Here is a 15,116-nt window from a genome sequence, read left to right on the forward strand (position 1 = left end):
GTGGCCCTTTTTTGTTGTTATGACTGCGGGGAGTCTAAACAACGGGCCGGGGTGGGCTTGTAACGAAGGGGGCGGTGTTTGTCACCGGATCGTGACAAAAGAACAACCCTCACCCCAGCCCTCTCCCAGAGGTAGAGGGGGCCGACCGAGTGGTACTGAGTTATCCGCCGACCTGACACATCGAGTCGATTATGGATTCGCTACCGGACTTCCAGGTCGGCGTATCTCTGCAGCATCCCCCGATCAATCCCCTCTCCCGGTGGGGAGGGGGCCGACCGAGTGGTGCTGGGTTATCCGCCGACCTGACACATCGAATCGATTATGGATTCGCTACCGGACTTCCAGGTCGGCGTATCTCTGCAGCATCCCCCGATCAGTCCCCTCTCCCGGAGGGGGAGGGGGCCGAGTGGTGCTGGGTTATCCGCCGACCTGACACATCGAGTCGATTATGGATTCACTACCGGACTTCCAGGTCGGCGTATCTCTGCAGCATCCCCCGATCAGTCCCCTCTCCCTCCGGGAGAGGGTTAGGGTGAGGGAAAGCTTTTGACTCAATCCGCCGAACGCGGCAATTGCAGGGTCACGCGCAAGCCACCCTCACGCAAATTCTGCAACGTCACTTCCCCACCATGACTGTGGGCAATGTTGCGTGCGATGCCCAAACCCAGGCCATAACCCTGCTGCTGCCCCGCCAACCTAAAGTGCGGCTCGAACACCTGCTCCAGCCGCTGCTCGGGGACACCCGGCCCTTCATCGTCGACGTGCAGAACAAACGCGCGCTCATCGTCGTCGATGTGCAAATGCGCGTTCTGCCCGTACTTCAACGCGTTGTCGATCAGGTTACCGATGCAGCGCTTCAATGCCAGCGGCTTGCCCGGATAAGCTGCCAGCGCCTTGCCCTGCTGCGTCACCCGACCGTTGCCATTGGGCGCCAGATACGGCTCGACCAGACAATCAAGCACATGGTTGAGATCCACCGGTTCGATGTTCTCGTGGATGTCGGTGTCCTTCACGCATTGCAGTGCGCCTTTGACCAGCAGTTCCAACTCATCCAGATCGCGGCCGAATTTGGCTTGCAGCTTCTCGTCTTCAAGCAATTCGACGCGCAAACGCAAACGGGTGATCGGCGTGCGCAGGTCATGGGAAATCGCGCTGAACAACTGGCTGCGCTCGGTCAGGTAGCGACTGATGCGCTCGCGCATGGTGTTGAAGGCGCGGCCCACTTCGACCACTTCACTGCCGCCACCCTCGGCCACTGGCTCCACGTCAGCGCCCAGCGACAGATCCCGCGCGGCGCGCGCCAGGCGCTTGAGCGGGCGGCTCTGCCAATGCACCAGCAGGCCGATGAACAGCAGCAGGAATCCGCTGGTGAGGACGATGAACCACACCTGTTGCGAGGGCAGGCCCTGCTCTTCAAGGCTGGTGTACGGCTCGGGCAACAGTGAGGCGATGTACAGCCATTCGCCCGGGGCCATTTGAATCTGGGTAACCAGCACAGGTGGATTCACCGGTTCCAGGGTCAACGCGTAATGCGCCCAGGAGCGTGGCAGCTCATCGAGTTTCAGCCCGGCGTTGAAGATCCGCAGGTCTTCGGGACTGACAAAGGTCACCGAAATATCCGTGTCATGACCCAATGTCTGGCGCAGCACCTCGTCGACCGCTTTCATCACCGCCGCTTTGCGCGGCGTCACCGGTAGCACGTCCATGCCCAACGGTTTGTCGTTGAGGGTCACGACGAAGCGGGTACCGCCCATGCTGCGCAATTGATCCAACACCAACGGTCGATAAGCCACCGGCAACGAGCGGAAATAACTGACGCTGGCAGTCATCGAATGGGCGAGGCTGCGGGCGCTGGTAACGAGGCCTTCGAGCTGCGTGGCGCGCAGTTGAGAGACCCAGATCACGCTCGATAATGTCTGCGCAAACAACACCGCGAGCAGGGTCAGCAGCAACATCCGCCCAAGCAGCGAACGCGGCACCGGCACTCTGGAGGCGAATTTGCGCAGCGACTCAGTGACCATTGCCGGCAACCACGTTGGCTGCCAGTTGGTAGCCGCTGCCGCGCACGGTGCGGATCAGCCGTGGCGGTTTTTCCGTGTCGCGCAGGCGTTGGCGCAAACGGCTGACGGCCATGTCGACGATGCGATCAAGCGGCATCAGGTCGCGGCCACGGGTGGCGTTGCCGATGGTGTCACGGTCAAGGATTTCCTGCGGATGATCGAGAAACAGTTTCAGCAGGGCGAAGTCGGCACCGGAGAGAATCACTTCCTCGCCATCGGTGTGAAACAGCCGATGGCTGACCATGTCCAGGCGCCATTCATCGAAGGCCAGCACGTCGCTGCCACTGCGCTCCTGACCGAATTGCGCACGCCGCAGCAACGCCTTGATGCGCGCCTGCAGTTCGCGGGGGCTGAAGGGTTTGCCGAGGTAATCGTCGGCGCCGAGTTCCAGGCCGATCACGCGGTCGGCTTCGTCGGAACTGGCGGTGAGCATGATGATCGGCACCTGCGCTTGACGCGGATGCTGACGCACCCAACGGCAGAGGCTGAAGCCGTCTTCGTCGGGCAGCATGACATCGAGGATCACCAGATCGCTCGGCGCCTCGTTGAGGGCCTGGCGGAAACTGGCACCGTCGGCGGTGGCCCTTACCTGAAACCCGGCGCGGGTCAGGTAGGTTTCCAGCAACTCGCGTATTTCCTGGTCGTCATCGACCAACAATATCGACTTGTTGACTGAGCTCACTTCGAAGGCATCCTTGTTGTTGGAATTGGGGCGGATTATGCCTGATGAACCTTGGAAATTTGTTGTCTGTTCTGGCCTCATCGCTGGCAAGCCAGCTCCCACAAGGATCTGTGTCGTTCACAAAACCTGTGGGAGCTGGCTTGCCAGCGATGAAGGCGACTCGGAATCAAGCCTGTTCGAGGGCCACACCGGCACCGACAAGGCCGGAATACGGCGCCGTCACCAGCCACACCGGAATGCCTTTGAAGTAATCGCTCATGCACCCCTTGTCAGAGAAGCTGCGGGCAAAACCGCTTTCAAGGAAAAAGTCGGCGAAACGTGGAATCACACCGCCAACGATATACACCCCGCCACGCGCGCCCGTGGTCAACACGTTGTTACCCGCGACACGTCCGAGCCAGCAGCAGAACTGCTCCAGCACTTCCAGCGCAATCGGATCACCCGCAAGACCGGCAGCGGTAATCGCTTCCGGCGTATCGAGTGTCGGCTCGTGCCCGTCCACCGCGCAGATCGCCCGGTAAACCCGTGGCAAACCGCCGCCGCTCAATGCCGTTTCCGCACTGACATGACCGATTTCGTTATGGATGTGCTGCCAAAGTTGCGTCTCGCGCAGAGTACTCAGCGGCAAATCAACATGCCCGCCCTCACCCGGCAACGCCGCGAACCGGCCCTCGCCAAGATCAAGCAAGGTGCCGACGCCAAGGCCAGTGCCCGGGCCGATCACCACCGCCGGGCGCAACGGCTCCGGCGTGCCTTCGCAGACCACGCGGAATTCGCCCGGCTGCAAACGGGTCATGCCCAGCGCCATCGCCGAGAAGTCGTTGATCAGCAACAACTGCTCGACCTGCAAGGTCTGGCAGAACGCTGTGCGGCTCAGGCGCCAATGGTTGTTGGTGAATTTGAACTCGTCACCACTGACCGGGCCTGCCACGGACAAGCACACCGAACCGATCGAACCCGGCGCCAGACCGAGCCCGCTCAGATAGAGGCTGATCGCCTCTTCCGGGCTGGCATGGTCGGCCGTGGCCAGCACCTGAACCGATTGCAGTTGCTGGTTTTTCCACAACGCAAACCGCGCGTTGGTGCCTCCGATGTCACCGACCAAAGCCAGTTTCAATTAAGCGTCTCCAGGGCAGAAGTGAAGGCGCTGGCGCCCTGCTCCGCCGAGCTGAAGGCCATGCGCATGAAGCCAAACAGTTCGCGACCGCTGCCGATGTTGTTGCCCAACAGGCCTTTGGCGGGTTCGCGCGCTGCAAATTCTGCGGCGTCGACCTTGAGCTCCAAGGTGCCTTTGACGCCATCGACGCGGATGATATCGCCCTCTTGCACGCGCGCCAAAGCGCCACCGACATAAGCTTCGGGGCTGACGTGAATTGCAGCGGGGATTTTTCCTGAGGCGCCGGACATCCGCCCGTCAGTCACCAGCGCGACTTTGAAGCCGCGATCCTGCAGCACGCCGAGGAACGGCGTCATCTTGTGCAGCTCCGGCATGCCGTTGGAACGCGGGCCCTGGAAGCGCATCACGGCGACGAAATCTTTTTCCAGCAGGCCGGCCTTGAACGCGTCGGCCAGGTCTTGTTGATCCTGGAACACCATCGCTGGCGCTTCGACGATCTGGTTTTCCAGCGCAACGGCGGACACCTTCATCACACCGCGACCGAGGTTGCCCTCCATAACGCGCAAACCACCCTCTGCCGAGAACGCACGCGCCACTGGACGCAGGATGTTTTCGTCGAGGCTGTCGACCGGGCCTTCACGCCATACCAGTTCGCCGTTATCGAGGAACGGTTCCATGGTGTATTTGCTCAGGCCGTGGCCGAGCACGGTGTTGACGTCTTCGTGCAGCAGACCGGCGCCAAGCAGTTCGCGGATCAGGAACGACATACCGCCCGCTGCCTGGAAGTGGTTGATGTCGGCTTTGCCGTTCGGGTAGACGTGGCTGAGGGTCGGCACGACTTCGGAGAGGTCGGCCATGTCTTGCCAGGTCAGTTGAATGCCCGCCGCCATGGCGATGGCCGGCATGTGCAGGGTGTGGTTGGTCGAGCCGCCAGTGGCATGCAGCGCAACGATCGAGTTGACCAGCGCTTTCTCGTCGACGATTTCGCCGATCGGCATGAAGTTGCCGTTCTGCTTGGTCAGGCGCGTGACTTGATGCGCGGCTTCGCGGGTCAGCGCGTCACGCAGCGGCGTGTTCGGGTTGACGAACGAGGCGCCCGGCAAGTGCAGGCCCATGACTTCCATCAGCAACTGGTTGGTGTTGGCAGTGCCGTAGAAGGTGCAGGTACCCGGGCTGTGGTAGGACTTCATCTCCGATTCCAGCAGCTCTTCGCGGGTGGCTTTGCCTTCGGCGTACTTCTGCCGCACGTCGGCTTTTTCCTTGTTGGAAATCCCCGAGACCATCGGCCCGCCCGGGACGAAGATCGTCGGCAGGTGACCGAAGCGCAGCGAACCCATCATCAGGCCCGGGACGATTTTGTCGCAGATGCCGAGCATCAGCGCGCCGTCGAACATGTTGTGAGAGAGCGCCACAGCGGTGGACATGGCGATCACTTCGCGGCTCGGCAGGCTCAGTTCCATGCCCGGCTCGCCTTGGGTCACACCGTCGCACATCGCCGGGGTGCCGCCAGCAAACTGGCCGACCGAACCAATTTCGCGCAGGGCATTTTTGATTTGTTCAGGAAAGACTTCGTATGGCTGATGCGCCGAGAGCATGTCGTTATACGAAGAAACAATGGCGATGTTCGCCGAGTTCATCATCCGCAGGCTGTGCTTGTCTTCGCTGCCGCAACCGGCCACGCCGTGGGCGAAGTTGGCGCATTGCAGCTTGCCGCGCATCGGCCCGTCGGTGGCGGCGCCGCGAATCAGTGCAAGGTAAGCCTGACGCGTGGCGCGGCTGCGGGCGATAAGCCGTTCGGTGACCTCAAGGACGCGGGGATGCATGTGTAGAACTCCAGGCTAACGGATGTGGCGACCTGATTGTCTATGCTGATCAAACGCCGTTGTTGTTGGAATGACAGACGGCTTTTTTGACCATTCGGACCAGTTGATTCAGGTCACTCGTTGTAGATAAAACAAAATATTGCCACTAAAAAGGCTTGTTTTCTATTTTTATGCGAATAATCTTGTAATTCCAACAACAAAACGACGGCGGCGCTGTTCAATGACTCTTCGAATCGCAATCAATGGTTTTGGCCGCATCGGCCGTAATGTCCTGCGCGCACTGTATACCCAAGGCTATCGACAGGATCTGCAGATCGTCGCCATCAATGATCTGGGCGACAGCTCGATCAATGCTCATCTGCTCAAATACGACACCGTTCACGGCACGTTCGACGCGCAAGTCGAGCATGACAATGAAAGTCTCACCGTCAACGGCGACCGCATTGCGGTCAGCGCCATTCGCAACCCGGCCGAACTGCCATGGGCGGCGGAAAAGATTGATGTGGTGTTCGAATGCACCGGTCTCTTTACCGATCGCGCCAAAGCGGCCGCGCATATTACTGCCGGCGCACGCAAAGTGATCATCTCGGCGCCGGCCAAAGGCGCCGACGCCACGGTTGTCTATGGTGTGAACCACGACATTCTGCGCCAGTCGCACCAGATCATCTCCAACGCTTCGTGCACCACCAACTGCCTGGCGCCAGTGGCGCAGGTGCTGCATCGCGAACTGGGGATCGAAAGCGGTCTGATGACCACCATTCACGCCTACACCAACGATCAGAACCTCACCGACGTCTATCACACCGACCCCTACCGCGCGCGTTCGGCCACGCAGAACATGATCCCGAGCAAGACCGGCGCCGCTGAAGCCGTGGGCCTGGTGCTGCCGGAACTGGCGGGCAAACTGACCGGCATGGCCGTGCGAGTGCCGGTGATCAATGTGTCGCTGGTGGACCTGACCGTACAACTGAAGAAGGAAGCCAGCGCCGAGGAAGTCAACGCGCTGATGAAAGCCGCCAGCCAGCATTCGAAGATTCTCGGCTTCAACACCCTGCCGCTGGTGTCCAGCGACTTCAACCACAACCCGCTGTCGTCGATCTTCGACGCCAACCACACCAAGTCCAGCGGCAAACTGCTGAAAGTACTGGCCTGGTATGACAATGAGTGGGGCTTCTCCAACCGTATGCTGGATAACTGCCTGGCGCTCTGCAACGCCGAGTAACTGAGCGACACTCCCCTGTAGGAGCTGCCGAAGGCTGCGATCTTTTGATCTTGTTTTAAATACAAGATCAAAAGATCGCAGCCTTCGGCAGCTCCTACATTCGATCACTCCAGACCTTTACCCTTCTTTAAGACAAATCAACACTTGACCACTCGATTAGATGATAAGCATTATCATTCGCTTGAAATCGATCAGGTCCTCCCGTGAGTCAATCGCGCTTCAACCACGTCTTCCTCACCCAGCGCACCTCGCTCCTGCGCACGCTGGAACGGATGGTCAACAATCACAGCACCGCCGAAGACCTGCTGCAGGAAACCTACCTGCGCGTGACGCGGGCGTTGAGCGAGCGGGCCATCGATCACCTCGAACCTTTTGTCTTCCAGACCGCGCGCAATCTGGCGCTGGATCATTTGCGTGCGCGCAAGATCCATTCGCGAACCATGGTCGACGACGTGCCGCAGGATGTCGTGCACAGCGTCGCCGCCCCCGCCAGCAGCGCCGAAGACGCCGCCCACGCCGAACAGATGCTGGAGCGCCTGAACGTGAGCCTCAGTCAACTCAGCCCCCGCCAGCAGCAGATTTTCATCCTCAGCCGTTTGCACGGGCACAGCTATCAGGAAATCGCCGACGAACTGAACGTGTCCCTCAGCACCGTGCAGAAGGAACTGAAGTTGATCATGAGCATTTGCATCGGCGTCGCCGAACGACACGACAGCAGCGGCAAGCTGTAAGCTTCAAGCCCCAAGTAAAACGAAAAGCAGTACACGCATCTGGCTTGCAGCTCGCGGCTTGAAGCTTGAAACTGCTTCGCCAGAAGCCCGAGGAAACACCGTGACGGACACCCACCGCTCGCCTTCGCCAGATTCGGCGCAGGACGCTGCCAATGCAATGGACCAGGCGCTGGACTGGCTCATCGTGCTCGGCAACCCGGACGAGGAGCAGACCCGGCAGTTCCATGCCTGGCTGGCGGCCGACCCATTGAATGCCGAGGCGTTCGCCAAGGCACAGGCGATCTGGGATGGCCCGCAAGTCGCCCAGTGCGCGCAAAGCCTGGCGGCGAAACCTGCGAAGGTCACTTTCCTCAAGCGTCTGCGCCCGCACTGGAAACCGCTGGCCACTGCTGCGGTGCTGATCCTCGGTCTGTTCAGTTTCAGTAATCTGCCGATGCGCATTCAGGCCGATCATCTGACGGTGGTCGGCGAGCGTCAGCGCCTGCAACTGGAGGACGGCTCGAAAGTCCTGCTCAATACCAATTCGGCATTTTCCAGCACCATCAACGATCAGCAGCGCGTTGCCCGGTTGTTTCAGGGCGAAGCGTTTTTCGAGATCGCCAGCGGCCGCAGTCAACCGCTGGAAATCGATGCCGGCCCGGTCACCGCCAGCGTGCGCGATACCGCGTTCGCCGTGCGTTATCTCGATGGCGTCGCACAGGTCAACGTGCAACGCGGCGATGTCGATCTGCGCGCCACGCACAACGATGCTCGTGTACGTCTGACCGCCGGCGAAAGCATTCGCATCGGCCCTAACGGTTTTGACCGTCCGGCCAAACTCGACGCCAACACTGACCTGGCCTGGGTGCAAGGTCGATTGGTGTTCGAGAACTGTCCGTTGAATCAGGTACTGGCCGAATTGCGCCGCTACTACCCGGGCTGGATCATCAACAACAACGAGCAACTGGCCGACGTCGCCGTGACCGGTAACTACCGTCTCGACCAGCCGCTAGATGTGGTTCGTTCCCTCGCCCAGATTACCTCGGCGCAACTGAAAGAATTCCCCGCCGTGGTCATCCTGAACTAAATGAGAATTATTTTTACTCGATAGCCAGCGTCAGTACGTCTCGTTATAGCCAATGCAATTGATTCGCATCACGCGAAGCCAATCAGCCCCTATAAAGATTCGTGCGACACGGAGCGCTATCGATGTCCTCACGCCTTACCCGCCAGACCGCTTCCCCTTCCCGCGTTCTCTCGCTGCTGACCGCTGCCATCCTGATGGCCGGCACGGCGCCGCTGATGGCTGCCACCGAACAGCCGGCGCGCAACATGGGCGATTACTCGTTCTCCATCGGTCAGAAGCCACTGGTGTCGGCACTCAATGACTTCACCGCCGTGACCGGTTGGCAGGTCGGCCTGCCGGCAGAACTGGGTCAGGGCGTGTCGTCGCCGGGCGTGCGTGGCTCGTTGCCAGCGGAAAAAGCCCTGGAGCGTCTGTTGGTAGGGACCAACCTGAGCTACCGCAAAATCAGCAACAACAACGTCGTGCTGGAAAAGCGCAACGCCAGCGGCACGCTCAATCTGGATCAGGTGACCATCAGCGCCACCCGTCAGGAGCAGTCGGTCAACAGCGTGCCGGCCACAGTCACTGTGCAGACCCGTCAGGATCTGGACCGCAACAACGTCAACACCATCAAGGATCTGGTGCGTTATGAGCCGGGTGTTTCCGTGGGCGGCGCGGGTCAGCGTGGCGGCATCAGCGGCTACAACATTCGCGGGATCGACGGCGACCGCATCCTGACTCAGGTAGACGGCGTGGAAGTGCCGGACGGTTTCTTCAACGGCCCCTACGCCAAGACCCAGCGCAACTACGTTGACCCGGAAATCGTCAAACGCGTGGAAATCCTCCGTGGCCCGGCCTCGGTACTCTACGGCAGCAACGCCATCGGTGGCGCCGTGAGCTATTACACCCTCGATCCGGACGACATCATCAAACCGGGCAAAGACGTCGGTGCGCGCCTGAAAAGCGGTTACAGCTCGGCCGATGACAGCTGGCTGAAGTCCGCCACCGTCGCCGGCCGCGCCGGGCAGTTCGACGGCTTGCTGCACTACAGCCAGCGCGACGGCCACGAAACCGACTCCTACGGCAGCAACAACGGCACCGGTCTGGAACGCACCGCCGCCAACCCGGAAGACGTCAGCGCCTACAACGTGCTGGCCAAGATCGGCTGGAACTACAACGAAGATTCGCGTCTGGGCCTGACCTACGAAAAGTACAAGGATGATCGCGACACCGATCAGAAAAGTGCCTACGGCGGCCCGTACTTCAATGGCGCCCCGACCATTCCGAACAGCGTACTGCCGGGCGGCATGTACCAGTGGCGCACCGGCAACGACACCATCACCCGTGAGCGTTTCGGCATCGAACACAGATTCGCCCTCGACAGTCTGCTGGTCGATAACGTGAAGTGGAGCCTCAACCACCAGATCGCCAAGACCGACCAGAGCACCACCGAGTTCTACTACCCGATCACTCGCAAAGTGCTGCGTACTCGCGACACGATTTACGAAGAAAAGCAGTGGGTCTTCGATGCGCAACTGGACAAGGCGTTCGCCATCGGCACCACCGATCACGTCTTGACCTACGGCACCACGATCAAGCAGCAGAAAGTCACCGGCTCGCGCAGCGGCGACGGCACCTGCCTGGCGGTCGGTCGCGGCTGCACCGCCATTGGTGCAACCAGCACCGCTGACGTGCTGGCCAAAGCCACCGACTTCCCGGACCCGACCATCAACACCTACAGCGTGTTTGCTCAGGATCAGATCAGCTGGAACAACTGGACCTTCCTGCCGGGCCTGCGCTACGACTACACCCAACTCAAGCCGCACATCACCCAGGAATTCCTCAACACCGTGGCGGCTGACGGCCAAGGCACGGTCAGCGACAAGAACAAGACCTGGCACAAAGTCTCGCCAAAATTCGGCCTGACCTACGCCCTGAGCGAAAACTACACCTGGTACGGTCAGTACGCCGAAGGCTTCCGCACCCCGACCGCGAAAGCCCTGTATGGCCGCTTCGAAAATACCACCACCGGTTATAGCGTGGCGCCGAACCCGGACCTCGATCCGGAGAAAAGCAAAAGCTACGAAACCGGTCTGCGCGGCCACTTCGAGCAAGGCTCGTTCGACGTGGCGGTGTTCTATAACAAGTACCGCGATTTCATCAACGAAGACGCCGTGACCCCGGGCCGCAACGAGCTGACCTTCCAGTCGGCCAACATCAAGCACGCCACCATCAAAGGTGCGGAAGTCAAAGGTCGTCTGAACCTGGACTCGTTCGGTGCGCCGCAAGGTCTCTACACCCAGGGCTCGATCGCCTACGCCTACGGTCGCAACAACGACAACGGCGAGCCGATCAACAGCGTCAACCCGCTGACCGGCGTATTCGGTCTGGGTTACGACCAGGACAACTACGGCGGCCTGCTGAGCTGGACCTTGGTGAAGAAAAAGGATCGCGTCGACGACAGCAACTTCAAGTCACCGGATGGCGTCAGCAGCCAATTCAAGACCCCGGGCTTCGGCATTCTTGACCTGGCCGGTTATTACAAAGTCACCGACGACGTCACCGTCAGCGGCGGCATCTACAACCTGACCGACAAGAAGTACTGGCTGTGGGATGACGTGCGCGGTTACGACAGCGTCGGCGAAGCGTCGGTGACGCAACCGGCCAACCTCGATCGCCTGACCCAACCGGGCCGCAACTTCGCGATCAACCTGATCTGGGACATCTGATCCGGCCAACCTCACTGCGCGTGTTCAGGCACCGCGCCGTGAGGTTTTTTTACGCTTGTACGTCGCCTTGTTCGTCTCGTTATCAAGCGCCTCTTTTATCAAGGACATGTCATGACCACTTCGGAAAAAGCCCTGCGTTCACAACGCCTGAACCAGATCACCCACGAGCCGCACAGCAAGCTCGACGCGCTGGTCAAAGCCCATGCGCCGTTCGAGACCCGCGCCAACTTCGCCCGCTTCGTCGTCGCGCAGTACCTGTTCCAGTCGGAACTGGTCGAGCTGTACAACGACGCGGAACTGACCGCCATCGTGCCGGATCTGCCGGCCCGTTGCCGCGCCGAAGCGGCCAAGGCTGACCTCGCCGATCTCGACACTGAAGTGCCGGCACCGGTCGCCGGAGCAGTGAAAAACCCGAGCAAGGCTCGTGCTCTGGGCTGGATTTTTGTCTCCGAAGGTTCGAAGCTCGGCGCGGCATTCCTGATCAAACGCGCCGTGGCGCTGGAGTTGAGCGAAACCTTTGGCGCCCGTCACCTCGGTGAGCCTGAAGGTGGCCGTGCTGAAGGCTGGAAGCGCTTTGTGCGCACTCTCGACTCGTTGCAGTTCAGCGCTGAAGAAGAGGCTGAAGTGGAGCAAGGCGCGCTCGATGCGTTTAATCGCTTTACCGTGCTGCTGGAACAGGCTTACGCCACAGAGGCCGAACCCGCCTGAAGCAACACACATCCCCCTGTAGGAGCTGCCGAAGGCTGCGATCTTTTGATCTTGAAAACAACATCAAAAGATCGCAGCCTTCGGCAGCTCCTACAGGGGAACTGCGTAAGCCTGTAAGATCTCCATTCCGCTTCAGAAGCCACCGCTGAGCCCATGCCGCAACCCGCCTCCTCGAAACTCGCCCGTCTGCTGTTCGGCCTGCTGGCCTACGTCAGCCTCGGCATCGGCCTGATCGCCATTGTCGTGCCCGGCCTGCCGACCACCGAGTTCATCCTCCTCGCCGCCTGGGCCGCGACCCGCAGCTCGCCGCGCCTGAGTGCCTGGCTGGAAAACCATCGCTTGTTCGGGCCGATCCTGAGCAACTGGCGCAACGGCAAGATCATCGCGCGCAAAGCCAAGGTCAGCGCGACGCTGAGCATGTTGCTCTGCGCGACCTTGATGCTGGTGATGCTCGATCACGGCTGGCCGGTCTTTCTGGCGATCGCCGGGATGAGCCTGGGCAATCTGTGGATCTGGTCGCGACCGGAATCCATCCGGGGCTGCACTGACCCGTCATCGCACTGAAACATCCCTGTAATTATTCGCTTTTTCAGCACTTTCCCCTGCGCAAACGTTTAGCGCTGACCGTTCGTCGGCACACGCCTCATGCCCTCTGCTTCCACGCCGATGAGCATTGAATGGCGCTGAATGGATTTGGCGAAGCGGGTAGTTCCTGCCCGAATGCCACCCGTTTATTCATTCTCGAGATCGCCCCATGTTCGACTCTCTGTCCATTCGCCTGAAAATCGTCCTGCTCTCCGGCCTGTGCCTGCTCGGTGTGGTCGCGCTGATTGTTGGCATGAACATCTACCAGACCAACCAGAACGACGAACTGGTCAGTGCCTCCAGCAACAAGCTGCTCACCGCCAGCGTGCAAAACCTGCTGCAAGCCAAAGCCGCTGAACAAGCGGTGCGGGTGCAGAAGACCTTCAGCGAAAGCCTGACGGTGATCACTGCCGTAGCAGATCAGATCAAGGACATGCGCGTCATGGCCGCCAAGCGTTCGCTGGACGCCGGCGCCTTGCGCGAAGAGTTGAACCTGAGCCTGAAAACCGCTTTTGAGCGCAACGACAAAGTCCTCGGTATCTGGCTCGCTTTCGAGCCCAATGGCCTCGATGGCAAGGACAGCGAGTTCGTCAATGACGCCGCGCGCCAGTCCAACGAAGCCGGGCGTTTCGCCACTTACTGGAGCCGCGCCGCCGGCTCGGCGCTGAATACGATCATGGTCGAAGAAGACATGACCAAGACCACCCTCAGCCTCAGCGGCACGCCCTACAACAGTTGGTACACCTGCCCTCGCGACAACAAACGTACCTGCCTGCTCGACCCGTACGCCGACACCGTCGGTGGCAAGGAAATGCTCATGACGACCATTTCCGTGCCGTTGATCGTCGACGGTAAAGCCATCGGCGTGGTCGGTGTCGACATCGCCCTCGACGCGCTGCAAGCGGCCGCCGTGGATTCCCAGCGCAATCTGTTCAACAACGCCGGGCACATGCTGATCGTCTCCGGCAGCGGCGTGTTGGGTGCCGACAGTTCTGACGCCACCAAGGTCGGCAAAAAAATCAGTGACACCCTTGGCGCCGATGGCAAGGACGTGCTGCAACTGCTGACCTCCGGCACACCGAAAATTCTCGAACAGGGCGACCTGATTCGTGCCGTGTACCCGGTCGATCCAATCGGCAACTCGCGCGCCTGGGGCGTGGTCATCGACCTGCCGAAACAAGTGCTGCTGGCTGACTCGGTCAAGCTGCAAGCGGTGCTCGATGATGCTCAGGAAACCGGTGTGATCACCGCGCTGCTGGTCGCTGTGGTCGCCGGTCTTATCGGCCTGCTGCTGATCTGGCTGACCGCGTCCGGCGTCACCCGGCCAATCAACAGCGTTGCCGAAATGCTGAAGAACATTGCGAGCGGCGAAGGCGATCTGACCCAGCGCCTGAACTACAGCAAAAAAGATGAACTGGGCGAACTGGTGAACTGGTTCAACCGTTTCCTCGACAAGCTGCAACCGACCATCGCCCAGATCAAACAGAGCATCACCGAAGCACGCGGCACCGCCGACCAGTCCTCGGAAATCGCCCGCCAGACCAGCGAAGGCATGCAGGTGCAGTTCCGCGAAATCGACCAGGTCGCCACCGCGTCCAACGAAATGAGCGCCACTGCCCACGATGTCGCCAACAGCGCCTCCAACGCAGCCAATGCCGCCAAAGGTGCCGATCAGTCGGCCAAGGACGGCATGTCGATCATCGAGCGCAGCACCCGCGATATCAATCAACTGGCTGATGAAGTCAGCAAGGCCGTGACTGAAGTTGAAGCGCTGGCAGTCAACAGCGAACAGATCGGTTCGGTGCTGGAAGTGATCCGCAGCATCGCCGAACAGACCAACCTGCTGGCCCTCAACGCCGCGATTGAAGCGGCCCGCGCCGGTGAGAGCGGCCGTGGCTTTGCCGTGGTCGCCGACGAGGTGCGCAACCTCGCCAAGCGCACGCAGGATTCAGTGGAGGAAATCCGCATCGTGATCGAGCGGATTCAGACCGGTACACGGGGCGTGGTCGCGACCATGCATTCAAGCCAGACCCAGGCGCACAACAACGCCGGGCAGATCCGTCAGGCAGTCGATGCGTTGGGCAAGATCAGTGACGCGGTGACGGTGATCAGCGACATGAACCTGCAGATTGCCAGCGCGGCTGAGCAGCAGAGTGCGGTGGCTGAAGAGGTCAATCGCAACGTTTCGGCGATTCGTACCGTGACTGAAACCCTGACCGAGCAGGCCACCGAGTCGGCGGCGATCAGCAGCCAGCTCAATGCCCTGGCCAGTCAGCAGATGAAATTGATGGATCAGTTTCGCGTCTGACCGCGCCATTCAATCCACCACAAAACCTTGTGGGAGCTGGCTTGCCAGCGATGGCGGCACATCAGTCAGTACATTGTTGACTGACACTCCGCTATCGCTGGCAAGC

At 60.4% G+C, this 15,116-nt stretch carries 10 protein-coding genes and 2 pseudogenes; 8 read left to right on the top strand and 4 right to left on the bottom strand.

Translation table 11 applies throughout. The annotated features are described in order from the left end of the window. Positions 1-551: 551 nt before the first annotated feature. From M9827_RS23940 to edd, 4 genes are all read right to left on the bottom strand, one after another. Entirely contained in the window at positions 552-2,021 is a 1,470-nt protein-coding gene (locus M9827_RS23940; protein ID WP_250607482.1) for an ATP-binding protein, read from the bottom strand. After that, positions 2,011-2,742: a response regulator gene (locus M9827_RS23945; protein ID WP_003227460.1), complete on the bottom strand. Its 732-nt coding sequence runs from the start codon at positions 2,740-2,742 to the stop codon at positions 2,011-2,013. Before M9827_RS23945 ends, M9827_RS23940 begins: the two co-directional genes overlap by 11 nt. 166 nt (positions 2,743-2,908) lie before the next feature. Continuing rightward, positions 2,909-3,859, bottom strand: a complete 951-nt coding sequence (locus M9827_RS23950) for a glucokinase (protein ID WP_250607483.1) — start codon at positions 3,857-3,859, stop codon at positions 2,909-2,911. Beyond that, positions 3,856-5,682 carry a phosphogluconate dehydratase gene (gene edd / locus M9827_RS23955; protein WP_250607485.1) on the bottom strand — a complete coding sequence of 609 codons (1,827 nt, stop codon included), beginning with the start codon at positions 5,680-5,682 and terminating at the stop codon, positions 3,856-3,858. Before edd ends, M9827_RS23950 begins: the two co-directional genes overlap by 4 nt. Before the next feature lie 220 nt (positions 5,683-5,902). On the opposite strand from edd, the gene gap reads away from it, so the two are divergent. The 8 genes and pseudogenes from gap to M9827_RS28100 all read left to right on the top strand — a co-directional run. Further along, entirely contained in the window at positions 5,903-6,904 is a 1,002-nt protein-coding gene (gap, locus tag M9827_RS23960) for a type I glyceraldehyde-3-phosphate dehydrogenase (RefSeq protein WP_034153396.1), read from the top strand. A gap of 203 nt (positions 6,905-7,107) precedes the next feature. Continuing rightward, positions 7,108-7,635, top strand: a complete 528-nt coding sequence (locus tag M9827_RS23965) for an RNA polymerase sigma factor (RefSeq protein ID WP_123453570.1) — start codon at positions 7,108-7,110, stop codon at positions 7,633-7,635. Positions 7,636-7,735: 100 nt separating this feature from the next. Further along, entirely contained in the window at positions 7,736-8,701 is a 966-nt protein-coding gene (locus tag M9827_RS23970; protein WP_250607488.1) for a FecR family protein, read from the top strand. Between the two features lie 122 nt (positions 8,702-8,823). After that, on the top strand, positions 8,824-11,409 hold the full coding sequence (locus M9827_RS23975; RefSeq protein WP_250607490.1) for a TonB-dependent receptor: 2,586 nt from the start codon (positions 8,824-8,826) through the stop codon (positions 11,407-11,409). A 111-nt stretch (positions 11,410-11,520) separates the two neighbouring features. Then, entirely contained in the window at positions 11,521-12,117 is a 597-nt protein-coding gene (locus M9827_RS23980) for a biliverdin-producing heme oxygenase (RefSeq protein ID WP_250607492.1), read from the top strand. Positions 12,118-12,270: 153 nt separating this feature from the next. Continuing rightward, a complete protein-coding gene (locus tag M9827_RS23985; protein WP_250607494.1) occupies positions 12,271-12,681 on the top strand; it encodes a YbaN family protein in 411 nt (136 codons plus the stop codon). Between the two features lie 463 nt (positions 12,682-13,144). Then, positions 13,145-14,152, top strand: a pseudogene (locus M9827_RS28095) (methyl-accepting chemotaxis protein); the annotation flags it as partial. Between the two features lie 330 nt (positions 14,153-14,482). Then, positions 14,483-15,010: pseudogene (locus M9827_RS28100) on the top strand (methyl-accepting chemotaxis protein); the annotation flags it as partial. Positions 15,011-15,116 lie beyond the last annotated feature (106 nt).

This window comes from Pseudomonas sp. AKS31 (assembly GCF_023634765.1).
Taxonomy (GTDB): domain Bacteria; phylum Pseudomonadota; class Gammaproteobacteria; order Pseudomonadales; family Pseudomonadaceae; genus Aquipseudomonas.

What these genes read in the sequence shown, in the direction of transcription:
- edd (WP_250607485.1), bottom strand. Translation starts at nt 5,682, where the DNA reads ATGCATCCCCGCGTCCTTGAGGTCACCGAACGGCTTATCGCCCGCAGC.
- M9827_RS23975 (WP_250607490.1), top strand. Translation starts at nt 8,824, where the DNA reads ATGTCCTCACGCCTTACCCGCCAGACCGCTTCCCCTTCCCGCGTTCTC.
- M9827_RS23940 (WP_250607482.1), bottom strand. Translation starts at nt 2,021, where the DNA reads ATGGTCACTGAGTCGCTGCGCAAATTCGCCTCCAGAGTGCCGGTGCCG.
- M9827_RS23980 (WP_250607492.1), top strand. Translation starts at nt 11,521, where the DNA reads ATGACCACTTCGGAAAAAGCCCTGCGTTCACAACGCCTGAACCAGATC.
- M9827_RS23985 (WP_250607494.1), top strand. Translation starts at nt 12,271, where the DNA reads ATGCCGCAACCCGCCTCCTCGAAACTCGCCCGTCTGCTGTTCGGCCTG.
- gap (WP_034153396.1), top strand. Translation starts at nt 5,903, where the DNA reads ATGACTCTTCGAATCGCAATCAATGGTTTTGGCCGCATCGGCCGTAAT.